Annotated in this window: 26 protein-coding genes; 9 read left to right on the forward strand and 17 right to left on the reverse strand. The window is 63.3% G+C overall.

The window, feature by feature from the left end:
* Positions 1–62 precede the first annotated feature (62 nt).
* A complete protein-coding gene (locus QXZ85_RS28970; protein ID WP_315703597.1) occupies positions 63–311 on the reverse strand; it encodes a hypothetical protein in 249 nt (82 codons plus the stop codon).
* A gap of 349 nt (positions 312–660) precedes the next feature.
* Between QXZ85_RS28970 and QXZ85_RS28975 the strand changes: the two genes are divergently transcribed.
* Positions 661–1113, forward strand: a complete 453-nt coding sequence (locus QXZ85_RS28975) for a hypothetical protein (RefSeq protein ID WP_315729171.1) — start codon at positions 661–663, stop codon at positions 1111–1113.
* A 16-nt stretch (positions 1114–1129) separates the two neighbouring features.
* On the opposite strand, the gene QXZ85_RS28980 is transcribed toward QXZ85_RS28975, so the two are convergent.
* The 8 genes from QXZ85_RS28980 to QXZ85_RS29015 form a co-directional block, all read right to left on the reverse strand.
* Positions 1130–2326 (reverse strand): acyl-CoA dehydrogenase family protein, encoded by a 1197-nt coding sequence (locus QXZ85_RS28980; RefSeq protein ID WP_315730931.1) that lies wholly within the window; start codon positions 2324–2326, stop codon positions 1130–1132.
* 25 nt (positions 2327–2351) lie between these two features.
* Complete coding sequence (locus QXZ85_RS28985; protein WP_316166659.1) at positions 2352–3128, reverse strand: ABC transporter ATP-binding protein; 777 nt, start codon at positions 3126–3128, stop codon at positions 2352–2354.
* A 60-nt stretch (positions 3129–3188) separates the two neighbouring features.
* Positions 3189–4520 (reverse strand): ABC transporter substrate-binding protein, encoded by a 1332-nt coding sequence (locus QXZ85_RS28990; protein ID WP_315703593.1) that lies wholly within the window; start codon positions 4518–4520, stop codon positions 3189–3191.
* Between the two features lie 39 nt (positions 4521–4559).
* Entirely contained in the window at positions 4560–5615 is a 1056-nt protein-coding gene (locus QXZ85_RS28995; RefSeq protein WP_315704266.1) for a branched-chain amino acid ABC transporter permease, read from the reverse strand.
* Between the two features lie 8 nt (positions 5616–5623).
* On the reverse strand, positions 5624–6514 hold the full coding sequence (locus QXZ85_RS29000) for a branched-chain amino acid ABC transporter permease (protein WP_315730935.1): 891 nt from the start codon (positions 6512–6514) through the stop codon (positions 5624–5626).
* Complete coding sequence (locus QXZ85_RS29005) at positions 6514–7404, reverse strand: ABC transporter ATP-binding protein (RefSeq protein WP_315703591.1); 891 nt, start codon at positions 7402–7404, stop codon at positions 6514–6516. The genes QXZ85_RS29000 and QXZ85_RS29005 overlap by 1 nt, the downstream gene beginning before the upstream one ends.
* 37 nt (positions 7405–7441) lie before the next feature.
* Complete coding sequence (gene sfnG / locus QXZ85_RS29010) at positions 7442–8554, reverse strand: dimethylsulfone monooxygenase SfnG (RefSeq protein ID WP_315703590.1); 1113 nt, start codon at positions 8552–8554, stop codon at positions 7442–7444.
* Positions 8555–9155: 601 nt separating this feature from the next.
* Positions 9156–10358, reverse strand: a complete 1203-nt coding sequence (locus tag QXZ85_RS29015) for an alpha/beta hydrolase (protein ID WP_315768871.1) — start codon at positions 10356–10358, stop codon at positions 9156–9158.
* Positions 10359–10617: 259 nt separating this feature from the next.
* On the opposite strand from QXZ85_RS29015, the gene QXZ85_RS29020 reads away from it, so the two are divergent.
* The 3 genes from QXZ85_RS29020 (at position 10618) to QXZ85_RS29030 (ending at position 12338) form a co-directional block, all read left to right on the forward strand.
* Positions 10618–11196 (forward strand): TetR/AcrR family transcriptional regulator, encoded by a 579-nt coding sequence (locus QXZ85_RS29020; protein ID WP_315703588.1) that lies wholly within the window; start codon positions 10618–10620, stop codon positions 11194–11196.
* A 136-nt stretch (positions 11197–11332) separates the two neighbouring features.
* On the forward strand, positions 11333–11674 hold the full coding sequence (locus tag QXZ85_RS29025; protein WP_316175354.1) for a hypothetical protein: 342 nt from the start codon (positions 11333–11335) through the stop codon (positions 11672–11674).
* Positions 11675–11897: 223 nt separating this feature from the next.
* Complete coding sequence (locus QXZ85_RS29030) at positions 11898–12338, forward strand: ester cyclase (RefSeq protein ID WP_315703586.1); 441 nt, start codon at positions 11898–11900, stop codon at positions 12336–12338.
* Between the two features lie 1320 nt (positions 12339–13658).
* On the opposite strand, the gene QXZ85_RS29035 is transcribed toward QXZ85_RS29030, so the two are convergent.
* Positions 13659–13916 (reverse strand): hypothetical protein, encoded by a 258-nt coding sequence (locus QXZ85_RS29035; protein ID WP_315703585.1) that lies wholly within the window; start codon positions 13914–13916, stop codon positions 13659–13661.
* Positions 13917–13982: 66 nt separating this feature from the next.
* Positions 13983–15020 (reverse strand): DUF2778 domain-containing protein, encoded by a 1038-nt coding sequence (locus QXZ85_RS29040; protein ID WP_315703584.1) that lies wholly within the window; start codon positions 15018–15020, stop codon positions 13983–13985.
* Between the two features lie 219 nt (positions 15021–15239).
* Between QXZ85_RS29040 and QXZ85_RS29045 the strand changes: the two genes are divergently transcribed.
* From QXZ85_RS29045 to QXZ85_RS29055, 3 genes are all read left to right on the forward strand, one after another.
* A complete protein-coding gene (locus QXZ85_RS29045) occupies positions 15240–15674 on the forward strand; it encodes a DUF1810 domain-containing protein (protein WP_315703583.1) in 435 nt (144 codons plus the stop codon).
* A 151-nt stretch (positions 15675–15825) separates the two neighbouring features.
* Positions 15826–17907 (forward strand): methyl-accepting chemotaxis protein, encoded by a 2082-nt coding sequence (locus QXZ85_RS29050; RefSeq protein WP_315768867.1) that lies wholly within the window; start codon positions 15826–15828, stop codon positions 17905–17907.
* A 191-nt stretch (positions 17908–18098) separates the two neighbouring features.
* Entirely contained in the window at positions 18099–18344 is a 246-nt protein-coding gene (locus tag QXZ85_RS29055; protein ID WP_315703581.1) for a hypothetical protein, read from the forward strand.
* A gap of 96 nt (positions 18345–18440) precedes the next feature.
* Here QXZ85_RS29055 and QXZ85_RS29060 read toward each other — a convergent pair whose 3' ends face one another.
* From QXZ85_RS29060 to QXZ85_RS29075, 4 genes are all read right to left on the reverse strand, one after another.
* Positions 18441–20063 carry an ABC-F family ATP-binding cassette domain-containing protein gene (locus tag QXZ85_RS29060; protein ID WP_315703580.1) on the reverse strand — a complete coding sequence of 541 codons (1623 nt, stop codon included), beginning with the start codon at positions 20061–20063 and terminating at the stop codon, positions 18441–18443.
* 162 nt (positions 20064–20225) lie between these two features.
* Complete coding sequence (locus QXZ85_RS29065; protein WP_315729506.1) at positions 20226–20930, reverse strand: hypothetical protein; 705 nt, start codon at positions 20928–20930, stop codon at positions 20226–20228.
* Positions 20873–21703, reverse strand: a complete 831-nt coding sequence (locus QXZ85_RS29070; protein WP_315704265.1) for a tetratricopeptide repeat protein — start codon at positions 21701–21703, stop codon at positions 20873–20875. Before QXZ85_RS29070 ends, QXZ85_RS29065 begins: the two co-directional genes overlap by 58 nt.
* Positions 21704–21877: 174 nt before the next feature.
* Positions 21878–22912 (reverse strand): glutamine synthetase beta-grasp domain-containing protein, encoded by a 1035-nt coding sequence (locus QXZ85_RS29075; protein ID WP_315703577.1) that lies wholly within the window; start codon positions 22910–22912, stop codon positions 21878–21880.
* Between the two features lie 541 nt (positions 22913–23453).
* Between QXZ85_RS29075 and QXZ85_RS29080 the strand changes: the two genes are divergently transcribed.
* A complete protein-coding gene (locus tag QXZ85_RS29080; protein WP_315743391.1) occupies positions 23454–23681 on the forward strand; it encodes a DUF2735 domain-containing protein in 228 nt (75 codons plus the stop codon).
* A gap of 191 nt (positions 23682–23872) precedes the next feature.
* Here QXZ85_RS29080 and QXZ85_RS29085 read toward each other — a convergent pair whose 3' ends face one another.
* Both QXZ85_RS29085 and QXZ85_RS29090 read right to left on the reverse strand, forming a co-directional pair.
* The gene (locus tag QXZ85_RS29085; RefSeq protein ID WP_315703575.1) at positions 23873–24091 is read right to left on the reverse strand and encodes a hypothetical protein; all 219 of its coding nucleotides are present in this window, start codon (positions 24089–24091) and stop codon (positions 23873–23875) included.
* A gap of 91 nt (positions 24092–24182) precedes the next feature.
* Positions 24183–24881, reverse strand: coding sequence for an SGNH/GDSL hydrolase family protein (locus QXZ85_RS29090; RefSeq protein ID WP_315743390.1), 699 nt, complete (start codon positions 24879–24881; stop codon positions 24183–24185).
* A gap of 147 nt (positions 24882–25028) precedes the next feature.
* Here QXZ85_RS29090 and QXZ85_RS29095 point away from each other — a divergent pair, with 147 nt between their 5' ends.
* The gene (locus QXZ85_RS29095) at positions 25029–25709 is read left to right on the forward strand and encodes an SDR family oxidoreductase (RefSeq protein ID WP_315703573.1); all 681 of its coding nucleotides are present in this window, start codon (positions 25029–25031) and stop codon (positions 25707–25709) included.
* Positions 25710–25715: the final 6 nt, after the last annotated feature.

Raw genomic sequence — 25715 nt, forward strand, 5'->3', positions numbered from 1 at the left:
GGGCAAGCCCATAAAGCGCGAGATCGGCACGCGACCACCGCGCCGAGGCGTTTAGGGGTTGACTATCGCATCACCGAGACCGAAGCCGAGCGCTCGGTCGGTTTGCCGAACACGCTGCGGCAGCCGGCACTGAGGCTCGCGCGCTGGCGCTGCATGCAGGCCACGATGCGGTCGCGGTCGGGAATTTCCGACGAGCACAGCCGGAAGACGTCGCCGGTGCAGAGCCGGCGCTGATCGTCTTCCGTGAAGGCGCTGCTCGCCGATGGCAGCATTGCGACACAGGCCGCCAAGCCTGCGGCCGCAAGCGTCAAGTTCGGTATCCTGAACAGATCAGTCCGCATCGTCGCCCCCACATTGCCTGCTGTTTGCCTCGATCCACCCCCGCTGCCCGCTCCCCGCGAAGCAGCGCCGCCGCCGCAGAATCAAATCATGACACGTCGATACGCGCCTTCAACACGCGCGTTTCTCCGTGCACCAGAATTTTGCCGGCTGTTGCAGCTGCGACTCTTAGCGCGAGGCATGTGCGGACAAATCCGTCACGGCAGGAACTTGTGCGCGCCGCCAAATCGTCACGACCGGACCGCATTGCGGCCCCGCCCCGCGCACAGTCTGGCGGCGTATTAGCGGCGGTTCCGAGTGTGGGCGTGAGGGAGGCAGGTCATGGCGTACACGATGATCGCGGAGCGCGATAACCAAAAAGTTCGCAAACAGCGCGAGAGTGCCCTGATCGTCCTCGCCAACGCGCGCGTCCTGGAAAACCAGGGCTGGCAGGTCGTCATCGTGAACGATGACGGCAAGGATTTCAATCTCGCCGCATTCGAGGCGGGCCTGGCGCAGAAATTCTCGTCCTGGTTCCAGGCAACGACGCGGGAGGTCTCGTCCCCCGCTGATGGAGACGAGGCCGCGGCGGAGGCCACGGAGGCGCTGGTCGCGGCAGAGCTGGTCGCCGAAGCCATGGAAGCCGAGGAGCACGAACTCCAGGAGGTTGACGAAAGCGATTTCGACGACCTCGAAGGCGAAGATGCCGAGCGCGAGAGCGTCCGGACCGAGCCTGTCGATGCCGAGCAGGCCGTCCTCGACGAGATCGCGCTCGAGATCGCAACGGTCGATTGACCGCGGCGGCGCGCCGTCACTCTCCTCCTTCGTAGAACAGCTCCAGCGGCAGGCCGACCAGCGCCTTGCCGATCCATTCGCGTGCGATGATGTTGGACGGCCCCATCGCGATCGCCGCGCGTGCATCACGGAAAGCGCGCTCGATCGGGCCGCGGTGGTAGCCATAGCCGCCGGTAACGGTCAGCGCTGACGAGGCCACCTTGTTGGCGACCTCGGCGGCATGGACCTTGAACTCGGTCAGCGGGATCAGGATCTCGCTCTGCGGCCGTCCCGCCCGCCACAGCTCGTCGAGCTTTTCGGCCAGCTCGATCCGCCACGGCCGCAGGCTCTCCACCAGCACCTTGGCCGCGCCGAGTTCCTGACGGATCGCCTGATAGTCCGACAGGCTCTTGTTCCTGTCCTTGTGCACGAAACCGGTCGTATGCGCGACCGCGGCATTGAGCACACCGCGCGCCAGGCCTTCCCACACCGCGCCGAGCCCGATCAGGTAGACCGGCGACACGCCGTCATAGATGATCTCCTTGCCCTGCCCTTCGGCGCCGAGCCGGTCGCGCTGCGGTATCAGCACATTGGCGTAGCGGATCGGGCCGGAATGGTTGGCGCGGACGCCGAGCGCCTCCCATGGCCGCGACTCGATGCCATCGGCCTTGCCGTCGACGATGAAGAAGATGATGTCGGCCTGGTCCTTGGCGCCGGGCGTGCGCGTCTGCGCGACGTAGAAGTCGGCCTGCCCCGAGCTCGTCGTGAACGACTTCTCGGCATTGAGCCTGTAATCGTCGCCGTCGCGCGAGGCCTCCGACAGGTTGTACCACCAGTGCCCGCCGGTGGCGCGCTCGCTGGTCGAATAGGTACCGAGCAGCGTGCCGTTGTTCGCCTTCAGCCAGCGCTCCTTCTGGTCGTCGGAGCCGAACAGGTTGATGGTCTGGGCCGCGCCGACGTGCATGACATAGACGAGGCCGGTCGAGGCATCGGCCTGGCCGATCCGATAGGCAGCTTCCGCGAAATCGACATGGCCGAGCCCGAGCCCGCCGAAGCGCGGCGCGTTCAGCACGCCGGTCCAGCCGGCCTCGGCGAGCGCCAGCAGGTTCTCGCGCGGAAAGCGGCCTTCGCGATCGTTGCGGTCGGCATTGGCCCTGACCACCTGCTCGATCACGGTGTCGAGCTGCGGATACGGACCTTCCTCGAGCTTGCGTACGGCGGTGCTGGTCGGCATGCGGGGTCTCCTCTTTTCCCTGAAGTCAGGCCACGGCCTGGGTTGAATGCGCCGGCGCCGCAGCGCCGCCGAGATAGAGATGCTTGATGTCGGCGCGCCGCCGCAGCTCGCGCGCGGGGCCGGACAGCACGCTGCGGCCGCCCTCCAGCACGATCGCGCGGTCCGCGAAGCGCAGCGCCACGGTCGAATTCTGCTCGGCGACCAGGAGCGACAATCCCTGCTCGGCGTTCAGCGTCTTGAGCGCGCGGAAGATGGCTTCGACCACCAGCGGCGCCAGCCCCATCGAGGGCTCGTCGAGCACGAGAAGCCGCGGGCGCGACATCAGCGCGCGGCCGATCGCCGTCATCTGCTGCTCGCCACCGGAGGTCAGGCCCGCCACCGACCGGCGGTGCCGCGCAAGCTGCGGAAACAGCGCATACACACGATCGAGGCCGTCGCGGATGTCTCCCCGCCTGGCGTCGCGGCCGATCGCGCCGGTGATCAGGTTCTCCTCCACGGTCAGCGAGGCGAAGCAATGGCGCCCCTCGAGCACCGGCACGAGGCCGGCGCGCACCAGCTCCGCGGCTGCGACAGAGGTGACGTCACGTCCATCAAAGGCGATGCGGCCGGCGGTGACCTGGCCGCGCCGCGCCGGCAGCAGCGCCGAGACCGCTTGCAGCGTCGTCGACTTGCCGGCGCCGTTGGCGCCGAGCAGCGCGACGATCTCGCCGCGCTCGACCGCGACCGACACGTCGCTGACCGCGCAAATCGCCTGGTCGTAGGTCGCCGCCAGATGTTCGACCGACAACAGCACGTCACTCATGATGGACCGTCCTTGGATGGCGATGCGCGGCAGGCCTGCTCCCGCGCATCGGGCCTGCCGTCATTGTCCGACCGGCTCGTCGCCGGAGCTGCGGATCTTGATGCCGTGCTCCTGCGCATAGGCGGTCGAGGATTTCTCGATGATCGGCCGCAGCGCCGCCCAGTCCGGCGAGATCCAGTCGGACACCACCTTCCACTTGGCGCCGTCCCATTGCTGGAAGGTCACACGGCCATCGCCCTCGTGATTATCCCAGGTGACGTGGATCGAATGAAATAGACCCTTGGCGCCGAGTGCCTCGACCCGCGCTGGGTCGAGCTGCAGATGTTCGAAGCCCCAGCGCACCTCGTCGCCGGTCAAAGTGCGCTTACCGAACTTCTCCTGCGCGATCCTGACCGCCTCCACGTTGAGGATGCCGTTCACGATGCCGAGATTGTGGTAGACGCTGCCGATCCGCTTCTTGTCGTCGAGATTGCCCTTGCCGCCGCCGTACACGGTCTTGATGATCTCCTGCAGGACCGGATATTCCGCGCCGGAGGCCTGCGTCGTGATCGCGACGTAGCCCTTGGCGGCATCGCCGGCCGGGATCACGTCTTCCTCGGAGTTGGACCAGACGTTCCCGATGATGTGGTCGACCGGGAAGCCGACCTTCTGCGCCGTCTTCAGCGCCACCGGGTTCATCACGCCCCAGCCACGCAGCACGACGTAGTCGGCCTTGGCGCGCCGGATCGACAGCCATTGCGACTGCTGCTCATTGCCGGGATGCGGCACCTCAATCTGCTCGAGCGCGAAGCCGTATTTGTCCGCGAGCAGCTTGTAGATCGGGATCGTCTCCTTGCCATAGGGCGAGCCGTGATAGAGCACGATGATCTTCTTGCCCTTCAGTTTCTCCGGCCCGCCCTCGCGCGAGGCGATGTAGTTCACGATGCCCGAGGTCTCGCTGTAGGGATTGAGCAGCAGCGGAAACACGTAAGGGAACACGCGGCCATCGGTGGAATCGGTGCGGCCGTGGTTGATCGTGATCAGCGGCACCTTGTCCTTGGTGATGCGGTCGATCATCGCGTAGGCGATGCCGACCGAGAGCGGATTCCAGGCCGCCACGCCCGGCCGGCTCTTCAGCCGCTCATAGACCTCGACGCCGCGCTCGACCTCGTACTGGGTCTCGCCCTCGTCCCAGGTCAACTTGACGCCGCCAACGCCGCCGTCGCGGATGTTGATCAGGTTGAGATAGTCGATGAAGCCGCCGAAGAAACCGGTGCCACCGGCTGCGTAAGGCCCGACGCGATAGCTCTGCAGCGGGAAGAACTGCTCGTCCGCCTTGACCGATACCGTCGTGGCGAGGCCGAGCGCGAACGCCGCCCCCATCGCCATTTTCACTCGTCTGAACACGGTCATCATAGCTCCTTTTCTCGTGAGGCTGTCTCAGGTCTGTCGTCAGGTTGCGGTGGTCTGCGGCTTGGCGCGACGCAGCGAGGCCCAGGCCCGATCGAGCAACGCGATCAGCCCGCGCGGCTCGGCGATCAGGAAGACGATGATCAGCGCACCGATCACGATGCGCTGGCTCATTTCGAGCACGCCGGAGTCGAACAGGCCGCCAAGCAGCGCAGCTCCGAGCCGCGACAGCAGCAGCGGAAACGCGACGATGAAGGCCGCGCCCACGAAGGCGCCACGCAGCGAGGCGAGCCCGCCGATGATGATGATGAACAGGATCTGAAACGAGCGATCGAGGTTGAAGCCGGCCGGCTCGACCGTGCGCAGATACGCGAAGGCCCACAGCACCCCCGCGACGCCGATCAGGAACGAGGACACCGCAAAGGCCAGCAGCTTGGTGCGCAACAGCGGCACCCCGATCACCTTCGCCGCCACCTCATGGTCACGCACCGCGATGAAGTTGCGGCCGGTCTGCGAGGCCAGGAGCCTGGCGGTCAGTGCGGTCGCGAACGCGACGACGGTCAACGTAAAGACGTAGCGTCCGATCGCGCTTGTGAAGGTGAGACGACCGATGCGGATCACCGGCGCGTCGATCACGCCCGATGGATTGTCGTTTGAGAACCAGCCGAACTTGGTCAGCGCCCACTGCACGAAGAACTGCGCGGCCAAGGTCGAGACGGCCAGGTAGAAGCCGCGCAGCCGCAGGCTGGGCAGGCCGAAGATGATGCCGAACAGGGCGGCGACCACTCCCGCCAGCACGATGTCGGCGAGCAGCGGCAGCTCCGGCACGCGAAGATTGAGATTGTAGGCAGCATAAGCCCCGACAGCGAGGAACGCCGCGGAGCCCAGTGACACCTGCCCGGCATAGCCGGTCAGCACGTTGAGCCCGACCGCCGCGAGCGCCAGCGCCAGGAACGGCGTCAGCACCGCATCCATCAGATAGTCCGAGCCGATCAGCGGCACGAGGCCGTAAGCCAGCACGAGCAGGATCACCACGCCGAGCAAATTGGCCTTGAGCAGCGACGGTTTCGTCGGGGTCACGGTCGCATCGAGGATCATCGTCACGGCTACACCCTTTCGACCAGCTTCTGGCCGAACAGGCCGGACGGGCGCACCAGGAGCAGCGCCAGCGCCACCACATAGGCCGCCCAAGCCTCGATGCCGCCGCCGAAGAACGGCCCGACATAGACCTCCGCGAGCTTCTCGATGGCGCCGATCAGGAGCCCGCCAATAATCGCGCCGGCGATCGAGTCGAAGCCGCCGAGCACCAGCACCGGCAGGGCCTTGAGCACGACCAGCGACAGCGAGAACTGCACGCCGAGCCGCGCCCCCCACAACAAGCCGGCGACCAGCGCGACGATCCCGGCCGCCGTCCACACTGCGGCCCAGACCCGTGGCAGCCGCAGCCCCACTGCGAGCGCAGCAAACTGATCGTCGGCCACGGCGCGAAAGGCGAGCCCGGTGCGCGTGTAGCGGAAGAACAGCGTGAACAGCGCGACGAGACTGCCGGCGACTGCGGCCGCGAACAGGTCGAAGCGGCTGATGAAAACCCCGCCGACATCAAAGGGAGTGTCGCTGACCCCGATATCGAGCCCGTGCACCTGAGTGCCCCACACCAGTTGCGCGGTCCCCTCGATCACATAGGACAGACCAAGCGTCGCCGTGAACAGCGTGATCGGCGGCTGGTTGATCAGCGGCCGCAACACGGCGCGTTCGACCGCAACACCGAGCCCGACCATGATCGCGAGCGTCGCCAAGAGCGCCAACGGGAACGACGTGCCGCGCTCGACCAGGCTGACGAAGGTCAAGGCGGCGAACAGGAGCATCGCGCCTTGCGCAAAATTGAGCACGCCCGAGGTCTTGTAGATCAGCACGAAGCCGATCGCGACCAGCGAATACATCACGCCGGAGAGCAGCCCGCCGATCAGGACTTCGATCAGGAATTGATAGTCGAACATCAGATCGCAAGCTCCGCTTCGTCCTCATGAGCGACGCCGAGATAGGCGTCCACGACGGCCTGATCGGCGCGGATCTCCTCCGGCCGCCCATCTGCGATCTTGCGGCCATAGTCGAGCACCGCGATGTGATCGGAGAGCTCCATCACGATGCCGATGTCGTGCTCGATCAGCACGATCGTGGTGCCGTAGCTGTCGCGCGCATTGCGGACGTGCTGCGCCAGCTCCTGCTTCTCGCTCAGGGTCACTCCGGCAAAGGGTTCATCGAGCAGCAGCAGGCGTGGACGAGCCACCAGCGCGCGCGCCAGCTCGACCCGCTTCTGCAGGCCGTAAGGCAGCGTGCCGGCGATCCGGCGCCGCACATCGGCGAGATGCAGGAAACCGATCACCGCGTCGGCGGCGACGCGATTCTCTGCTTCGATGCGCCGCGCCAGCGGCGAACCGATGATCTGGCGGACAAAGCCGGCGCGGACGCGATGCGCGAGGCCCATCAGCACGTTGTCGAAGACGGACAATCCCTTGAACAGCGCGAGATTCTGGAAGGTGCGGGCAACGCCATGGCTCGCCAGCCTCGCCGTCGGCACCTGACGGAACTCACGATCGCCAAGCCACACGGCGCCGGCATCCGGCCGGTAGAGCCCGCTGACGACATTCAGCAGCGAGCTCTTGCCGGCGCCATTCGGGCCGATTATGGCCCTGATCTCGCCCTCCGCGACGTCGAGATCGATGTCCCGGAGGGCGCTGACGCCGCCGAACGACAGCGAGATATTGGCGAGCCGCAGCACCGGACGCGGGCTGCGGACGTCCGCACGAGCCGGCAGTTCGGCCGCCTCCGCCGCGAGCAGCTGACGCGCTGTCCCCGGGGCATACGTCTCGAGGGCCAGCACATCCATCCATGTCGCCAATCCCGACAAAGCGGCTCTCCCTCGCCTACTCGGCGGCCTGGGCGCGCGCGCCCGCCTTGGAGCTCTCCTTGGCTTCGAGCTCGCGCACCAGCGGGATCACGTGCTTGCCGAAATACTCGACCTCCTCCTGGAAATGCAGGAAGCCGAGCAGGATCAGATCGGCGCCGACCTCCTTGAGCGCGACGATGCGTTCGGCAATCTGCTGTGGCGTGCCGATCAGGTTGGTCTTGAAGCCGTCGTTGTACTGAACGAGATCTTCGAAGGTCGATTTGGCCCAGTTGCCCTCGCGTTCCGGTGAGGCCTTGCCCGCGTTGGCCACCTCATGTGCGAAGGCGTTGACGGCCTCCGGATCGGCATGATCGAGAATCTCCTTCAGCACGGCCTGCGCTTCGGCCTCGGTATCGCGCGCGATCGCGAATGCGTTGACGCCGATCTTGACCGAATGGTTGTTGGCCTTCGCCTTGGCCCTGATGTCGTCGACCTGCGCCTTGATGCCCTCGACCGTATTGCCGTTGGTGAAGTACCAGTCGGACACCCGCGAGGCCATGTCGCGCGCCGCCCGCGAGCTGCCGCCCTGGAAGATTTCCGGCTGCGGATCGATCGGCTTCGGCTTCAGCGAATAATTCGTGAAGCGATAGAAGTCGCCGCGGAAATTGAAATTGTCCTCGGTCCAGATGCCGCGCAGCACGCGGATGAACTCCTCGGAGCGGCGGTAGCGCTCGTCATGGTCGAGCCAGGGCTCGCCGATCGCGGCGAACTCGCCACGGAACCAGCCGCTGACGATGTTCACCGCCACGCGGCCTTCGGTGAGATGGTTGATGGTCGCGATCTGCTTGGCGACCACCGCCGGATGCCAGGGTCCCGGCAGGATCGCCGCGATCACCTTCAGCCGCGTGGTCGCTCCGAGCAGCGCATGGCTGAACGAGACCGATTCATGCTGATACTCCGCGCCGTAGCCGGCGGTGAAGCGGATCTGGCTCAACGCGTAATCGAATCCGCTCTCTTCGGCGATCTGCGCCAAGCGCTTGTTGTAGCCAATGTCCCAGCTCGTCCGCTGCGGAATCTTGGAGATCACCAGGCCGCCCGAAACGTTGGGCACCCAATAGGCAAACTTGATCGCTGACTCTTTGGCCGTCATTGTTTCCTCGCTTTGTCCTCATCAGCACACGCCGGCACCGCCTGGATGCCGGCACCGCCTGGATAAGGACGACAACCGGCATTCGCGCCGCCAGCCGGCAGTGCGCGTGTGTTGGATTGCACCAAATATCGAGATGAGCAGGCATCGCCTGCCGATGCCGCGACGCGCCGGCGTCGCGACCGCCGTATCAAACCGTCAACAGAGCCACGCGCAGACCGTGCGCAACAGGCTGCCATTCATGAGTGGAGCCGCATCGCTATCGTGGCGATCATCATCGACGATCATGCATGTTCCCTCTGTCAACCAACGTCGACCGACGTTCGAAGTGTCTCAGAGAAGACCGCATCGAGCGAGTCCAAGACCGTCTATATTTGATTGCAGAAGCAAAAGCGGGTTTCTTAGATTCCCGCCGGACGGATCATTTGTCCTGTCCCATCTCCGGCGATGCCTCCGCGTTGTTTGACAACGAGGGCGCGGACTCATTAACGCGCAACCATGGCCTGATTGACGCAAGCTGGACGAAGGCGAGGCAACTAAGGGCAGACGCGACGCATGTTGGCCGGTGTGATCAACAAAACAAAAGTGATCGCGTCATCCGAGACTAACGGCCGCCAGATCCAAAACCGCTGATGTGATCCGCCCCACCCACCTCCTTGATGAAGGCGAGCAGGAGCGTGCTGAGCCGAGCCGGCTGCTCCTGTTGGATCCAGTGACCGGCGCCGTCGATCAGCTCGATGCCGCTCATCCTCGTCGCCGCCTTCGTCCTCATGAGATCGACCGCGCCCGGCGCCGAATAGGTGCCCCAATCGCTCTTTCCGCCGATGAAGAGCGACGGGACATCGATCGTCTTGCCCGAAAACAGGCGCAACTCAGCGTTCAGGTCAGGATCGGAATAGACCCGGTAAGCCTGCAGGGCGCCTTGAAACCCGGTGCGGCCATACTCCTCCGTGTACACTCCGAGTTCCGGCTCAGTCAGCCATTTGCAGGCCTGGACCTCAGCTGCGGAAGGGTGGAATGGAGCGACGGTCTGGGGCATCGTCTTGCCAAGATCCATGACGTAATAGGTGGGCATCTTTGCAAGTTCTGTGGCGGTTCGCGCCTTCAACGGATGCGGCTTGTTTCCCGGCCAATCGGCGCTCTTGACGTAGAAAAATGCACGAAGAAACGCATGTAGACCTTGAGGGGGGTGCCACATGTCATCGTTCGCTCCCCGTGTGCTCAAATATTGTTGGTAATACTCTCTCGGCGGATCGAGCGCCGCCAGCGCGGCCGCCAGCTTTTGATTTTCGGTGTTCGGTTGGACCGACGATGCCTCGCTTTCCGCAGTGTTGAAAGGAAACGCCGGCGGACCGGGAAACGGTGCGCTCATCAGCACCACGGAGGGAAAGACGTCAGGGCGCGCCAGCGAACAATAAGCGGCCACGGGTGAGCCGAAGTCGTGCCCGACGAGCATTGCCGTGCGCCGATACCCCAACGCCGAAACCAGTCCGAGGGCGTCGCGCGTCATGTTCAAAAGGCTGTAGGGTTCAAGCGGAGTGTCATAGCTGTTCACCCAACCGGTGGTGCGGCCAAAGCCCCGCTGGTCGGGCGCCACCACATGGTACCCGGCGTCAGCCAATAGCGGGAGCAGGTGTCGCCAGCCATAAGCCAGATCCGGAAAGCCGTGCAGAAGCAGCACGAGCGGCCGGCCGCGGCTTTCGTAACCAGCCTCGAGAATATGGACATCGAGGCCGTTGATCCCATGGATCATGCGCGAGCGAACCCCCTTGGGAAGCGTACCCTCGCCATATGTTGCTGTGGCCAAATCGGTTTCTCCTATGGGATTTGCGCGGCCCGGTCGAAGGGAAGCCGCGACCAGACCGGCCGCGCCCATCGCTAAGAGGGCTCGTCGGGACGCCGATGACTTGAGACCAACTGGATGACTCATCACGGCGCGCACTGTCCGCGTGCAGGCGCTTGGTCCGGGCATTGGTAGAGGAGCATCACGAGATTCTTTCTATGGTGATCACCATAGTATGGCAATCGCCATAGTACCGTCAAGCGGAAGGTGCTACGTTCACGGCATGCCACGTAAGACTGACGCCCGCGCTCGCGCGATTGCCACAGCTGAACGACTGTTTCGCATCCAAGGCTACACAGCGACTGGATTGACCCAGATCATTGAAGAAAGCGGTGCACCGAAAGGGTCGTTCTACTTTCATTTTCCGCGCGGCAAGGCACAGCTCGCAGAAGAAGCAATCGATCATTACGTCGCGAGCAGGATTGCGGTATTGCGGAATATCTCCGCGAATACGACGGGCGACGCTCTGACCTTTGTTCATCAGATTTTCAGCACATTCGCGGCTGAAATGGTCGCCTCCGATTTCCGTTATGGATGCCTGATGCAAAATCTGGCGAATGAGCTGCCCGCGCTCGATGCTGAGCTGACCAAGCGGGTCGCGCGCGGATTTGTCGATTCGACCGAGATAATCGCTGAGCATTTTAGAGGGTGCGGTTTCGCTCCCACGCGCGCGTCCTCTACCGCAACCGCGTTGGTAGCCGCCCTCGAAGGCGCCCGAACAATCGCCCGCTTGGAGCGATCACCGGCTGTATTCGAGGCGCTCGCGGATGTCAGTTGCCAACGGTGCCAGTTACCAAAATGACCGGGAGATTCGCCGCCGGGATATCCTCGTGTCGGCTCTTGGGCCCAGAGCGGACCATTGTCGAAATCCGGATGAACAGCTAGTCCTGTTCGCGTCCCCTTGAGCTTGGCCGCTTCGACGAGTGGAAACATACTGGATGCCGATTGGCGAATACGTCAGCCCAGATGGTCAGCTGAAATCTCTTGTAACCTGTCCCGACGGCGATTGGACGCTGGGCTTCGACGGATGTCCCACTCACACGCATGGGAGCATCCTTGCTGGTTTGTCGGGCATTGACGAAGTCACCGCCGTCGAACGCTATCTCGCTGATCTCATCGGAAATCTCAGCGTCATTAATATCATACGGATTTCGGGTGTTCTAAGCGATGCTTGGATAACCGATGATCCTGCCGAAGAAGTGCTTAGCTGGCAGAAATACGGCGCTCCGGACGAGACGGTTGAATTTCGGCTATGGAATGGGACCGCCGTGCAGCCCTGAGTTACGGACTCCTGCATATATGACGAGTGTGCTTCGTTGCCTTTTGGCCCATTTGCGACTTCCCGGTCGGGCGCGGCGGCAGTCCGCACCCCGGACATGACCGGAAGCAATCGATCACGAGACCGACAGGCGGCTGTTGACCCGAAGCGGACCTCCGCAATGGGCTTGGTCTGTAGTGGGACCAGCGCTAGATTGAGCGTGAACGGTCTAAAGGGAGATGACAGTGAATTTCTCACGCGACGAACTCGTTGCCCGGTTGGTCAAGGCGGGTGAACTTGAAGTCATCGGTGGGGATCAGTCAGAGACTGACAGCTACTTTGACACGGAGCATTTCCGCTTCCACGGACCTGGCGGCTTCGAGACGGACTACGGCGGGCTCACCAACTACTTCAAGTCCGTACGCGCAGCGTTTGATGATCGCTCAATCCGTCGGGGTATCATCGTCGTCGAGGGCAACTACGTAGCCTGCCAGACGTGGATCGAGGGAAGATTTGTCCATGAGTTTACACATTCACCGGCCGGCCCTCTGCCTCCGAACGGCGAACGGGTAATTTGGGATTTGTCAAACATCTTCCGGTTTGACGATAAAGGTCGTCTTCTCGAAGAGTGGGTGCGGACTGATTACCGCAGCTTTCTTCGCCAGCTTGGAGCGGAAGGTCGTTAAGGCGCGGGTTGAAACGAGATTGGAAATACCAGCTGCTACGCGCTGGTCGATAAATAGAGCCACTTCCGCGTTTGGCCTTAAGCGGCGGTCGGAGGATGTCTGGTCTTCTGCCGCTGTCGGTGAACAAGCCGACATCCCGGCGAACGGGTTCGACGGCTGCATGAGGCCCGTGCAGCGGGCATCCGATGGAATGAGCCGTTCCTCTAGATTGAGTTAGGGGCTGTCCTAATTCGATGGTCACCGAGCGTTCCGGTTAGCCTTATCGGCTCAGCTGGCGCGAGCCGCCTTCTCACGAGCCTGACAGCGTCGATGTAGGGATTTGACGCGCGATGCCGCTCTAGATCAGAGCAAAGCGCATCGACTGCTGCCTTGTCAAAATCGATTTCGGGAGGGTCTAGCTGCAAGTCGGTCTCGACCACCAGAACCGTTTTCGTGCCATTCGCGTCAATGACGTATTCGACATTAACGGACAGCACGTTTCGGTCGGTTATCATATGAATCTCATTGACTGGGGCCGTTGGCGTCCTCCCCATATCATGACACGCCTGCGATGTCGTCGCTTGGCCCGTCCCGGACCTTCCGGTCTGCGCCCGCGATGTCGGCTTTCGGACCTCGACCAGAAGTAAGCAGGTCGGGACCGATGGCCGCTTTGATCCGCAGCGGTCATAGTCGTTCGTGAATTTTATGGCTATCCCGGTCAGATCGCATATCAAAACCGCCCGCGCCGAAACACGAAGTTCGCCAGCGATTTCAACGCAAATCGGCCTGTCCAGTCTGGCCGCGAAAAATTTTCCTGTTTCGTATTTTCGGAAATCATGTTTTTCTATCGCCATCCTGCCTCACCACGGAGGGGCGTTGCGCGCGATCGTCACGACACGCGAGGCAGGGAGGCGGTGGCCGCGAGACATCGGCAGCGCTCATTGAGCGCGGACGAACGATGCTTTGCGGACGTCGAAATCGTGTGGTCCTGGCGCCCCGGTGCTGGCGTCCTGCACAACGCGTTCACGCGTTGTCGCAGCGCGATGATGCTCCGCATCACGTGGACAGGGGCAAGAGAGCCGGTCCCTGAGGAGAGCGCGTATAAGACGTAAAGCCATCGCGCAGGGAATGCCGGATGTTCGGCTTAACCTGTGGTGACTGCCGCCTGCTTTCTTTGTTGCAGGCGGGCCATGGGTGAGGCCTTCACCCGGCATTCCCTGCGCCCTCCATCTTGTGAGGGTCCCGGCTTCGATAACTCGGGCGTATCAGCGCCGCGAGACGGTGACGGTCATGAGTAGCGCCGCGAACGGCGGACAGCCCCCGCTCCGGACTTTCCCGCGCTCACAACATCTTCGCGTGGACGAACAGCGTGCGCACGGCATTGGTCGCTTGCACTGTCATGATCGCGTTGTCAGCGGCAGCCTCGAGCGCGGACACCGCCTGACCGTGCAGCGATCTGAACTCCATCCATTCGACCGCATTGAGGCTGGCCAGGAACTGATAGGCCTGTCCCACCGTCGAAATCGCGACCGACTTGCCGTTGACCTTGATGTTGAAGGTGGTGCGCAGCCGTGTCTCAGAGCTTGCAGGATCGCTCATCGGCCAGCTCCGGGACGGGCGACGAGATTGGGCGCTGCGATCGCGCAGGGGCGCAGCAAGGTATCACTACTCCGATTTCAGCGCGGTCCTGGTGAACGCAGCGCTGTCGAGCCTGGTGACGACCACGAGCCGATTGAACTCGCCGTCGTCGTAGGCCTTCAGGAAGCGATCATAGTTCCGGATCGACACGCAGCCGTTGGAATCGCCATCGGGACCGAGCATGTAGCTATGGGTGAGCAGGCCGACGCGCCCAAGCGCCGAGCCTTCTACAGCGGTCATGCGGAGGGCCCGAACGCCGTGAAACAGCTTCTCACGCGGCTTGAGCTCGTAGGTAGCAGGCGGCGTTGCGCCGACCATGCGCTGATTGACGTGCTCGGGGTCGTCCCGCAGCCCCCCCATGCCGGAATGGGCTTCAAGGCCGATGCCGGACGGCAAATAGACCATCTTTGCCGTGATGTCATAGACCGCCGTCTGGCGGTCATAGCCGAGGGCCGCGAGATCCACGCCGGGGCGGATGCCGCTGTCCGGCGTCAGGGAGGCGAGCTTGGCCGGGCTCGGCAAGAGATCCGAGAGCTTTTGCAGGAAGGAGCGGTCATCGCCCGGCATCCCGACGTCGCCCGGCACGGCCGAAGCCAGCAGGCTCGTCGGCTGATTGGCCGCTACAGGTCGCGGTCGTGGCAGAGGCACCCCGGGCGCCGGCATCGTGACGCCGGTGCCTTCCGTCAGGGCGGGCCGCCAATCGCCGGCGGCCGTGTCGCCGGAGCCGCTGTTGCGCGATCCCATGCCGATCACCAACGCGGCGCGCGCATCGAGGAGCTGCCGGTCGAAGCCGCGCGAGGCAAAGCGATCAAGCGCCCGAATGGCGTCTTTCTCGGAATAGGCGGTGGCCGAGGCAGCTGCCGGCGCGAAACGCGTTTCGAAGGAGATCTGAGGGGCCGTCGGAATCGCAGCGGCGGCCAACGGCGCCCGATCGGCATCGGCGCCGATCCAGGCGGCGGCCCCCGCAGAAATGGCAAGCCCGGCCAGCAACAGCGCGACGACCTCGGACCGTCCGAAGCGGTCACGCGTCAGCAGCATGTCTACGCTTGCTTCGGTAGAAGCCATCGCAACCCCAGTATGCCCCCATCGGTTCACCTGGCGAAGGCGACCGACCCCAGGGGGATTCGACTCGTCGTGACATAGGAAGGACAAGAGTGCGGCATAATCTAGACCAAGGTCGCCCGATGACAGCAAAACTTGCCGCCCCTCAAGAGGAGGCGCATGGCCGGGCTTTCAGCCCCGTCCACTTGAAATTCAATTTTGAAACAAGGGGTTAGACCCGTCATGACCACATCCGCCTTCGATCTGGACCGCTTCGTCGCAGCCCAGGACCCACTCTATTCACATGTCGTCGCCGAGCTTGCCGCGGGCCGTAAGCAGAGCCACTGGATGTGGTTCATCTTCCCGCAGGTTGCCGGCCTCGGCTTTTCCGCCATGGCCCAACGCTACGCCATCCGCTCGCGCGCGGAGGCTGAGGCGTATCTCGCCCATCCCATCCTTGGTTCGCGGCTCCTCGAATGCACGCGCCTCGTGCTCGAGGTGAGCGGCAAGACCATTCACGCCATTCTTGGCTCGCCCGACGACATCAAATTCCGCTCGTCGATGACGTTGTTCGACGCGGTGGCGAATCAGCCGATCTTCGCCCAGGCGATCGACAAATATTACGGAGGCGAGAAGGACCAGGCGACGCTCGATCTTCTGGACCGGCTGCGAACCTAGTCCGCTGATTCCGCCGGACGGGAGACGTGGGGAGAAAGGCTCCCTACCACTGCGCGTTATGGTCGCAGAACTCGGCAAGGATAACCGGCGATTAATACCCGCAACTTACGGTTCCGCCTTAACGCGTCTTTTACCGTGGTGGTCCAGTCGCATGAAGCTCGGCACTTTGCTCACGATTTCCGTCGTTTCGCTCTCGGCGGTCGGCGGCGGCCTCGCGCTTTACGTCGCGACCGCGAAATATCAGACCATGCAGCAGGTCTCGGTTGCGCAAGAACGGCTCGCGATCGTCAGGGCGGTCGGAGACATTCCGCGCTATCTCAATTCCGAGCGCGGCTTCACCACCAACATCCTGTTTGGGCCGCCCGCCATCGATCCCAAGATGCGAAGCGATCTGGAGACCTATCGGAAGAACACCGATGGCGCGGTCACCAAGATGCTTGAGCTCCGCAGATCGCTGTCCAGCGCTCTTGACGAAAGCGCCGCGCTCGGCGGCGACATCGATGCGTTGAAGACCCGGTTTTCGTCGCTGCGCGACATGATGGATCGCGCCATGGCTGGCGCCGCCGAAACCCGCCGCGATGCGGCCAAGGCCGTCGTTGCCGAGAATTCCAAGTTCAACGCCGCCGTCACCGCCCTGCTCGACGGCCAGGTTCGCAAGCTCGCGCTGCTCGACGGCGACGCCTACCGGCAGGCCACCTACGCGAATGTCGCCTGGACGTTGCGCGACATCGGCGGCCTCAATGCGAGCACCCACAAGGCGCTGGTCGGGGCCAAGCGCAGTGCCACTGAGGCCGAGATCAAGGACTTGTACCGGACGCAAGGCCGGACCGATCAGATCCTGCTGACGCTCGATCAGTTGCGGACCAGTCCGGGAACCCCTCCCAACGTCGTCGCGGCACTGGAGCGGATGAACGAAGCCTACACGCAGCGCTTCGGCCAGGAATTGAAGATGGTGAAGGATGGCGCCGCGACCGGAAAGTATGAGCACGACGCGGACGCCTTCTTCGTCGAATCGCAACGCGGGTTGAACGCGATCATCGCAGTGCGCGATGCGTTTTACGATCATGCCGAACAGATCCTGTCGGCCGCCTATTCTGCGGCACGGGTGAGTTTCACGCTCGCTCTCATCGTGCTTGTTGCCTTTGTCGCGGCCAGCGCGGCCTTGATCGGCATGATCCGCCGCCGCATCAGCCGCCCCATCGTCGACCTGACCGTCTCGATGTCACGTATCGCCGGAGGCGACATCAGTGCCGAGATTTCCGGTCTGGCGCGCAAAGACGAGATCGGCGCGATGGCTGCGGCCGTCGGCGTCTTCAAGAACAACATGATCACCGCGGATCGGCTTGCGGCCGAGAAGGCATCCGAGAGCGACGTCAAGATGCGGCGCGCACAGATGATGGACGAGCTCGCCCGCAAGTTCGAGGCGAAGGTCAGCGAACTGATCAGCGGCCTCACCCGCGCGTCCGGGGCGATGGAAAATACCGCAAAATCGATGTCCTCGACCGCGGCCTCGACCAATCGGCAGGCCGGCCTCGTCGCGGCGGCGTCGGACCAGACGTCAGGCAACGTCCAGACGGTGGCCAGCGCCACCGAAGAACTGACCTCTTCGATCTCGGAGATCAGCCGCCAAGTCGCTCAGTCCACCCAGATCGCGGCGCGCGCGGTCGACAACGCCCGTCGCACCGGCGACACCGCGCGATCGCTCGCGGAGGGCGCGCAGAAGATCGGCGACGTCGTCACCCTGATTCAGAACATCGCCGAACAGACCAATCTGTTGGCCCTGAATGCGACCATCGAAGCTGCCCGCGCCGGCGAGGCCGGACGCGGCTTTGCCGTCGTCGCCTCGGAGGTCAAATCGCTGGCCGAACAGACCGCCAAGGCAACCACCGAGATTTCGGAGCAGATCGCAGCGATCCAGACCGCGAGCGACGAGACCGTGACCGCGATCCAGGATGTCGTTCACGTCATCACCGAGATCGACCAGATCGGCATGGCCATCGCCTCGGCGATCGAGGAGCAGGGTTCGGCGACCAAGGAAATCTCGCGCAGCGTCCAGGACGCCGCACGCGGCACTCAGGACGTCAATGCCAACATCGCCGGCGTGCAGCAGGCGGCCGACCAGACTGGCAACGCCGCCCAGGAGGTGTTGTCCGCCGCCGGGGAATTGTCCTCGCAATCCCGCGATCTCGCCGACGAGGTCACGCTCTTCCTGTCGGAGGTGCGCGCGGCATAAGCAGCATGAGACGTCGCCGGGGCATACGCAGCTACCGCCCTCGTCGTTTTTTTGCGACACGGCAGCGACCGCAGCGCGACAAGCGCAGGAGGTAACGCGATATTTCAGGTGATAGCAGCGACAGGAAACTTGATCGGGCCAAGATTTAAGGGTCCGATCCGCCGCGTTATTTGTCCCAAGGAGAGATGACGATGAGGAAATTGTTTCTGATTGCCGCGCTCGCCACCTTCGCCGCCGGTTCTGCCTTTGCTCAGGATGCCTGCGAGACCAAGGCGGTCGGCAAGGACGGCAAGCCGCTCGCCGGTGCGGCCAAGACCTCGTTCATGAAGAAGTGCACGGCCGATGCTTGTGCGGCCAAGGCCGTCGGCTCCGACGGCAAGAAGCTCGCGGGCGCCGCCAAGACCTCGTTCATGAAGAAGTGCGAAGCCGGCGGCTGATCCGGACGCAGATCACGGTGACCAATGGTCCCCGCCCTTTGCGGCGGGGTCCGTTGCAACGAAGAGCATACGAAGGAGACTAAGCGTTCTCGCGCATCAGCTCCGCAAGCCCGGCGCCTCTTGGCCGCTCCGCGCGACATATTCGGTGTAGCCACCGCCATATTGGTGGATGCCCTCGGGCGTCAGCTCGAGCACGCGGTTCGACAGCGCGGCGAGAAAATGCCGGTCGTGGGAGACGAACAGCATGGTGCCTTCGAACTCGGCCAGCGCTGTGATCAGCATCTCCTTGGTCGCCATGTCCAGGTGGTTGGTCGGCTCGTCCAGGACCAGGAAGTTCGGCGGGTCGTAGAGCATCTTTGCCATCACCAGCCGCGCCTTCTCGCCGCCCGACAGCACCCGGCATTTCTTCTCGACGTCGTCGCCGGAGAAGCCGAAGCAGCCGGCGAGCGCGCGCAGCGAGCCCTGCCCCGCCTGCGGAAAGGCATCCTCCAGCGACTGGAACACGGTGCGGTCGCCCTCGAGCAGATCCATCGCGTGCTGTGCGAAGTAGCCCATCTTGACGCTGCCGCCGATCGTCACCGCACCGTCATCGGGCTCCGCCGCGCCGGCGATGAGCTTCAGCAGCGTCGACTTGCCGGCGCCGTTGACGCCCATCACGCACCAGCGCTCCTTGCGGCGGATCATGAAGTCGAGCCCCTCATAGATCCGCCGGCTGCCGTAGCGCTTGTGCACGTTCTTGAGCGCGGCCACGTCCTCGCCCGAGCGTGGCGCCGGCTGGAATTCGAATGCCACCGTCTGGCGGCGCTTCGGCGGCTCGACCCGCTCGATCTTGTCGAGCTTCTTGACGCGGCTCTGCACCTGGGCGGCATGCGAGGCCCGCGCCTTGAAGCGCTCGATGAACTTGATCTCCTTGGCGAGCATCGCCTGCTGACGCTCGTACTGCGCCTGCTGCTGCTTCTCGTTCAGCGCGCGCTGCTGCTCGTAGAACTCGTAATTGCCCGAATAGGAGGTGAGCTGGCCGGCATCGATCTCGACCACCTTGTCGATGATACGGTTGATGAACTCGCGATCGTGCGAGGTCATCAGCAGCGCGCCTTCATAACCCTTGAGAAAGTGCTCGAGCCAGATCAGGCTTTCGAGATCGAGATGGTTGCTCGGCTCGTCGAGCAGCATCACATCGGGACGCATCAGGAGAATGCGCGCCAGCGCCACCCGCATCTTCCAGCCGCCGGACAGGACGCCGACGTCCTTGTCCATCATCTCCTCGGAAAAGCCGAGGCCGGCCAGCGCCTCGCGCGCGCGGCTCTCCAGCGCATAGCCATCGAGTTCCTCGAACCGCGCCAGCACCTCGCCATAGCGGGCGATGATCTCGTCCATGTCTGCGGCGCGGTCGGGATCTGCCATCGCCGCTTCGAGCTGCTTCAGCTCGCTCGCCACCGCGGAGACCGGACCCACACCATCCATCACCTCGGCCACCGCGCTGCGGCCGGACATCTCGCCGACGTCCTGGCTGAAATAGCCGATGGAGATGCCGCGATCGACCGCGACCTGCCCCTCGTCGGGATGCTCCTGGCCCGCGATCATGCGGAACAATGTGGTCTTGCCCGCACCGTTCGGTCCGACCAAGCCGATCTTCTCGCCCCTTTGCAGGGCGGCGGAGGCTTCGATGAAGAGGATCTGGTGGCCGACCTGCTTGCTGACGTTGTCGAGGCGGATCATGCGGGCTCGGAGCGTGGACGTGTTGCCGCCGCTCTTAGTTCATGCTGCACCGCGTTGGAAGGCGCAATTTCGAAAAATACAGGCCTCGGGCCGGAGCCTCGGCTCGGTCCGGACGGGCTCTTCTCCGCTCGCCGGCCGATCACCTGCGGTGAACCGAGCGGGCTATTTTTTGCCGCCCGGCAACCGGAATATCTGGTTGCTGAACGGATTTTCAGTCGGAAGGCGGATCAGGATGAAGCTCCGTCCGATGGTACCGTGACAAGCGTTGCAGCCGTCCGTCAGCGTATTCATCGCCTTGACAAAGCTCTTTCCGTCCTTTGCATCGATCGCTCCGGAGATCGACTGGATCGGCCCCATCATGGTGGTGACGTTGTCGACCGGAATGCCCGTGTAGAGCACGGCCGCATCGGCCAGCCCGGTCCGCAGCTGGCCCAGCTCATAGGCGGCGAGCTCCCAGTTCTGCGCCTGGCCAGCAAACCACAATTTGGCGTGCCGGACCTGAATGCGAGTCATGATGTCACCGAGCCGCGGTGTATTGCGGTCGTTACCGGGTGCATCGAGCCCCGATTGCGCAACTGCAAGCGGGATTGCGCCACACGCGACCAGCAGCACTGCAACCAAACCACGCCATTTCATGTCGAACTCCATTTCCCCGCCCACCGGGACACGCCACCCGAAGATCGGTCGTGGGTCCGCGACGCAGGACGTTATTACCGTCCCAGATTGAACCCGTGCTTGCGCTCGATCAAGGTTGCGGGGCCCCCTCTCGACCGTCAGACGATCCACGAAGACCGGACATGCGTCCTTCGTCAGAAACACAGATTGCTGACGAGATTGCCGCGCTTGTCCTTCAAGACGAATGGACATTCCAGGCGCTTCAACGCCTTTTTGGCATCCTGATCGCCAAGGTCGGCCGCACGCTGGTAATAGCTCTTGGCGAGGTCGCGATCCTTTGTGCCGCCACGTCCCTGCTCGGCGAAGGCCCCCATTCGCTCCAGTGCACCCGGATGATTTTGTCCTGCCGCCTTCTCGAACATCGCGCGCGCCGCGACGTCATCCTGCGGACCGCCCTTGCCTTCCGCAAGCATCAGACCAAGCTGGTACTGGGCCTCCGGGTTGGTCTCGGCAGCCTTGGCGAGAAGGTCGCGCGCACGGGCCGGATCGGCGGACGAGGTGCCGCTCCCGCCGAGCGCCGCGAGGTTGCTGACTCCGCGCGGATTGCCGGCCTCGGCCGCACGTTCGAACAGCTTCCGGGCCTGCGCCTCGTCCTTGGTCATGCCGGCGCCGGTTGCATACAGAACGCCGAGCTCCACCATGGCTGAGGTCGAACCTTTATCGGCAGCCCTGCGCCAAGCCGCAATTGCCTCCGCCATCTGCTTGTTGGCGGCGTAGGCGCGACCGAGCTCGAACAGCGCACGACGGGCGGCGCTGGCGGCCTGTTTGCAGAACCTGATCGCGGTCGGAATATCTGCGGGCGCAATTTCGGTCACGCCTTTGATGTCCGACGGCTTGTCCGGGTCGGAAGGATCGGCCGCGATGCGATCGCACAGGACGAGATCGGCGGATTGCGCATGTGCGCCGGACGGTCCGGATGCGAGCGCCAGCAGAGCAAGGCCGAGGACGGGAAGCAGCTTTGGCATGCGACAAGGGTGCGGCGGCGCGCCGGTAAATTCAAGCGCCATCGTAGCATCGAGAGCTGGACGATGCCGGACCAACGCTCTGTCTCAAGTCCCAAAGCGAATGATCCGCCAGAGCGATCAGCTCTGGCGGATCATCGCAGTGAGCCCCCTGCCCCGGGGGTCGTAACGTCGAACTTACGCCGCCGCTTTCGCGCCGGTCGGAACGGAGGAGATCGTCTTCAGCACCTGAGACGCGATCTGGTAGGGGTCGCCTTGCGAGTTCGGACGGCGGTCTTCCAGATAGCCCTTGTAGCCGTTGTTGACGAAGGAATGCGGCACGCGGATCGACGCGCCGCGGTCGGCAACACCCCAGCTGAAGGTATCGATCGAGGCGGTCTCGTGCTTGCCGGTCAGGCGCATGTGGTTGTCCGGACCATACACGGCGATGTGGTCGGCGCGGGCCTCCTTGAAAGCGTCCATCAGCTTCTCGAAGTAGTCCTTGCCGCCGACTTCGCGCATGTGCTTGGTCGAGAAGTTGCAGTGCATGCCCGAGCCGTTCCAGTCGGTGTCGCCGAGCGGCTTGCAGTGGAATTCGATGTCGACGCCGTACTTCTCTGCCAGACGCAGCATCAGGTAGCGGGCAATCCACATCTGGTCAGCCGCGGTGCGCGAGCCCTTGCCGAAGATCTGGAATTCCCACTGGCCCTTCGCCACCTCGGCATTGATGCCTTCGTGATTGATGCCGGCCGCGAGGCAGAGGTCGAGATGCTCTTCGACCATCTTGCGGGCGATGTCGCCGACGAACTTGTAGCCGACGCCGGTGTAATACGGGCCCTGCGGGGCCGGATAACCGTACTCCGGGAAGCCGAGCGGACGGCCGTCCTTATAGAAGAAGTACTCCTGCTCGAAGCCGAACCACGCGTCAGGATCGTCCAAAATCGTCGCACGCGAGTTCGACGGATGCGGGGTCACGCCATCCGGCATCATCACTTCGCACATGACGAGCACGCCATTCGTGCGAGCGGCATCCGGGAACACGGCCACGGGCTTCAGCACGCAGTCGGAGCTATGGCCTTCGGCCTGCATCGTCGACGAGCCGTCAAAGCCCCAAAGAGGCAGCTGTTCCAGGGTCGGAAAGGACGAAAATTCCTTAATCTGAGTCTTGCCGCGCAAATTCGGCACCGGCTTGTATCCGTCGAGCCAGATGTACTCGAGCTTGTACTTTGTCATTGAGCCTCTCTGTCTAATCGAAAGGTGGGGGCGCTGTATCGAGCGCACCCCGCTTACCCGGCCACGATCGGCCAGCGCAGTCTTAAGCATGGAGCATGCCAACCCGCGACGTCCCGCCGCAGTCGGCTGAAGACAGCCCCTTCAGCTCAGCCTTGCGATCACTCCGCGGCTTGGTGCGGCAAACCAGCGCAGGACATGAGACGGCGCACGCGGCGTCGCGAAGGTTTCATGACGGAATCCCGCTTGATTCAGGGGCATTTGCCGCAGCGCCACAAGCCTGACGATCACGGCATTGGCAGCTGATGGAAATTTTCGGAAAGCCGCGGCGTCCGGCCAGCAACCTTCGATCCGGCTCAAGCGTTAGTCAGTTGCCCGCTGCCTTAGGGAAAGCAAAGCCAAAACTGCCTTCAAATTACGCAACGGCTGATTTTGTTTTGATCAGATTGCATTTCTGAAGGCAGGACCGATATCGACCCAGTACCCCCAAGAGAACGAGTCGGGCGCACCATCAGGTTGTGTTCCGATGGAAGGGAGAACGACAATGAACTCAGCCCCCGACACGAAGGGATCCGCCAGGATCTACCAATTCCCGCGTGGAGGCCGCGCCGCTCTTGGCGGCCGATCCTATGGCGAAGGTCAGAGTTCGCCCAACACTTCGCCCAAGTCAATCGCGCAGCCAGCCGCTCAAACCGGACAACCGACAATCTATTCGGGCAGCTGGTATCACGACGAGGCGATCCAAGAAGCCAAGCCGGCGTGGGACCGCTGATGCCGTCGAGAGGTGAAAGGGCCATCGCGGATTGGTGCAGATACTGAAGGGTCGAACGACATCGTTCCGGCCCTTTTCATTTGACGGCTTCAATCGCAAGGCGATCTTCAGCTTACGGATGCAGTCTGAAATGCGGCGCGCCGGCAGACGCTCCCGCTCAGTCATTCTACGAACCGCCCGCCCTGCCGGGATCAGGCAGCCTCGTTCGACTCCGTCTCTGCCGCTTCCATCGCGTCCAGATCGGCGATTACTTCTTCGAACGCCGAAATGGCCTGCTGAACGGCGGCGATCTGCATCAATTCCCAGCCGCTGACCGGACCGGTGCGGTTCTGCAAGGCGACGACGAGATCGCGCCGCTGCTCCTTGAGCTGCACCAGCGGCAAACCATGGTCCGGCAGATGTCTCATCATGGCAATGCTCCAACACCCCTCAATTACAGGCGCTGAAGCTAATCTGCGGTCCGTCGCGATCCGCTTACGAAAGTACGGCAAATTTTAGCAATTATACTTCCGGATTCACGGCGGACATGATCGAGCGCCCGAGCGCCTCGGTGGTGTATGCGGTGGCCCACTCGCTCATATGAAGATGGTCATCACCACCGTCATCCATCGCGGCAAGCGGAATCTGCGCTTCGGTGCACCAACGCTTCATCAGCGCCCAACGCTTGAACAAATTCACCTTGGCCGCGGCACAGACCTTCTCGATCCTTTGCTCAATATCCTCGGCGATTGCGAGCTTCTCTGCGAGATTCACCAATGCCGCCGTGTATTGCAGGTCCATGACCACGACATCCACTGGCTGTTCGGCCAACAAATCAAGCCCGACCGCAATCGCGGCCTCCACGGCAGCCGGATTGTAGCTGATGCTCCGATAGACCGCATTGGTCCCGACCTGCCAGATCACCAGCGCCGGCTGCTCGGCAAGCACGTCGCATTCGAAGCGCGACAACTCTTCCGGAGCCTCCTGCCCGCCAATGCCGCGATTGACGACATCGATCATGCGCCCATAGTTGTTCTGCCGCAGCAGCCATTCGAGCCGGGCGGGAAAAGCCAAGATCCCATTTGCGCCCGCGGTCGACGATGAACCGAGCGCCACAATTCTCGTTTTGCGCCGCCGCTTGAGGCTTTCGGATAGGTGCTTGAGTGGATGCTCAAATCTGACCGGATCAAGATCGGGATTGCGGATTGGTGCGTCCGTCATCTGCGTCTCCGACCGCCATCGCCATCGCGAGTACAAGCTGTGCCGTGAAGCCGCGACCATTGCAAGTCATGGCGCGCTTGCCGATATTAGGACCTTGCCGATATTAGGACTATGGCGCCGATCGGCGTGAGTTGGGATTGATGGGCAATGAACGGAACGGTCGTCGTCATTACGGGAGCACTGGGCGCGCTCGGCAGGAGCGTCGCTGAACTCGCGTTGGCCCGGGGTGCTCGCGTGGCAGGGATCGATCACGCTCAAGCCGAAATTCCGGCGAGCGATGACCGCATCGAACTCGGCGGCGTCGACCTCTCCGACGCTGAGCAAGCCAAAACGGCGCTCGACTCCGTCGCCGCACATTTCGGATCGCTCGACGCACTGATCAACATCGCCGGCGCCTTCGCATTCGAGACGGTCGCCGATGGCGACGACGCCGCCTGGCAGAAAATGCATGCGCTCAACGTGCTGACCGCGCTCCATGCCTCGCGCGCCGCAATTCCGCATCTTGTTCGATCGAAGACAGGCCGCATCGTCAATATCGGTGCGATGGGCGCGCTGCAGGCCGGCGCAGGCATGGGCCCCTATGCCGCGTCAAAGTCCGGCGTCCACCGCCTGACGGAGGCGCTGGCTGCCGAGTGGAAAGGCAAGATCACGGTCAATGCGGTGCTGCCTTCGACAATCGATACGGCCGCCAACCGCGCGGCGATGCCCAAGGCAGAATTCGATAAATGGGTGACGCCGCCGGAGATCGCCGAAGTCATCCTGTTTCTGGCGAGCGAGGCGGCAAGCGGCGTCACCGGTGCGTTGATCCCGGTCGCAGGTCGCGTCTAGCCAGAG

This window comes from Bradyrhizobium sp. SZCCHNGR1005, assembly GCF_032489995.1.
Lineage (GTDB): Bacteria > Pseudomonadota > Alphaproteobacteria > Rhizobiales > Xanthobacteraceae > Bradyrhizobium.

Excerpts from the sequence above, each read along its gene's own strand:
- QXZ85_RS29020 (WP_315703588.1), top strand. The coding sequence starts at position 10,618 with ATGCCACGTAAGACTGACGCCCGCGCTCGCGCGATTGCCACAGCTGAA.
- QXZ85_RS29080 (WP_315743391.1), top strand. The coding sequence starts at position 23,454 with ATGAACTCAGCCCCCGACACGAAGGGATCCGCCAGGATCTACCAATTC.
- QXZ85_RS28985 (WP_316166659.1), bottom strand. The coding sequence starts at position 3,128 with ATGAGTGACGTGCTGTTGTCGGTCGAACATCTGGCGGCGACCTACGAC.
- QXZ85_RS28980 (WP_315730931.1), bottom strand. The coding sequence starts at position 2,326 with ATGCCGACCAGCACCGCCGTACGCAAGCTCGAGGAAGGTCCGTATCCG.
- QXZ85_RS29040 (WP_315703584.1), bottom strand. The coding sequence starts at position 15,020 with ATGGCTTCTACCGAAGCAAGCGTAGACATGCTGCTGACGCGTGACCGC.
- QXZ85_RS28975 (WP_315729171.1), top strand. The coding sequence starts at position 661 with ATGGCGTACACGATGATCGCGGAGCGCGATAACCAAAAAGTTCGCAAA.
- QXZ85_RS28990 (WP_315703593.1), bottom strand. The coding sequence starts at position 4,520 with ATGACCGTGTTCAGACGAGTGAAAATGGCGATGGGGGCGGCGTTCGCG.
- QXZ85_RS29035 (WP_315703585.1), bottom strand. The coding sequence starts at position 13,916 with ATGAGCGATCCTGCAAGCTCTGAGACACGGCTGCGCACCACCTTCAAC.
- QXZ85_RS29045 (WP_315703583.1), top strand. The coding sequence starts at position 15,240 with ATGACCACATCCGCCTTCGATCTGGACCGCTTCGTCGCAGCCCAGGAC.
- QXZ85_RS29065 (WP_315729506.1), bottom strand. The coding sequence starts at position 20,930 with ATGTCCATTCGTCTTGAAGGACAAGCGCGGCAATCTCGTCAGCAATCT.
- QXZ85_RS29055 (WP_315703581.1), top strand. The coding sequence starts at position 18,099 with ATGAGGAAATTGTTTCTGATTGCCGCGCTCGCCACCTTCGCCGCCGGT.
- QXZ85_RS29095 (WP_315703573.1), top strand. The coding sequence starts at position 25,029 with ATGAACGGAACGGTCGTCGTCATTACGGGAGCACTGGGCGCGCTCGGC.
- QXZ85_RS29075 (WP_315703577.1), bottom strand. The coding sequence starts at position 22,912 with ATGACAAAGTACAAGCTCGAGTACATCTGGCTCGACGGATACAAGCCG.
- QXZ85_RS29060 (WP_315703580.1), bottom strand. The coding sequence starts at position 20,063 with ATGATCCGCCTCGACAACGTCAGCAAGCAGGTCGGCCACCAGATCCTC.
- sfnG (WP_315703590.1), bottom strand. The coding sequence starts at position 8,554 with ATGACGGCCAAAGAGTCAGCGATCAAGTTTGCCTATTGGGTGCCCAAC.
- QXZ85_RS29050 (WP_315768867.1), top strand. The coding sequence starts at position 15,826 with ATGAAGCTCGGCACTTTGCTCACGATTTCCGTCGTTTCGCTCTCGGCG.
- QXZ85_RS29090 (WP_315743390.1), bottom strand. The coding sequence starts at position 24,881 with ATGACGGACGCACCAATCCGCAATCCCGATCTTGATCCGGTCAGATTT.
- QXZ85_RS29005 (WP_315703591.1), bottom strand. The coding sequence starts at position 7,404 with ATGGATGTGCTGGCCCTCGAGACGTATGCCCCGGGGACAGCGCGTCAG.
- QXZ85_RS29025 (WP_316175354.1), top strand. The coding sequence starts at position 11,333 with ATGCCGATTGGCGAATACGTCAGCCCAGATGGTCAGCTGAAATCTCTT.
- QXZ85_RS29070 (WP_315704265.1), bottom strand. The coding sequence starts at position 21,703 with ATGCCAAAGCTGCTTCCCGTCCTCGGCCTTGCTCTGCTGGCGCTCGCA.
- QXZ85_RS28995 (WP_315704266.1), bottom strand. The coding sequence starts at position 5,615 with ATGATCCTCGATGCGACCGTGACCCCGACGAAACCGTCGCTGCTCAAG.
- QXZ85_RS29085 (WP_315703575.1), bottom strand. The coding sequence starts at position 24,091 with ATGATGAGACATCTGCCGGACCATGGTTTGCCGCTGGTGCAGCTCAAG.
- QXZ85_RS29000 (WP_315730935.1), bottom strand. The coding sequence starts at position 6,514 with ATGTTCGACTATCAATTCCTGATCGAAGTCCTGATCGGCGGGCTGCTC.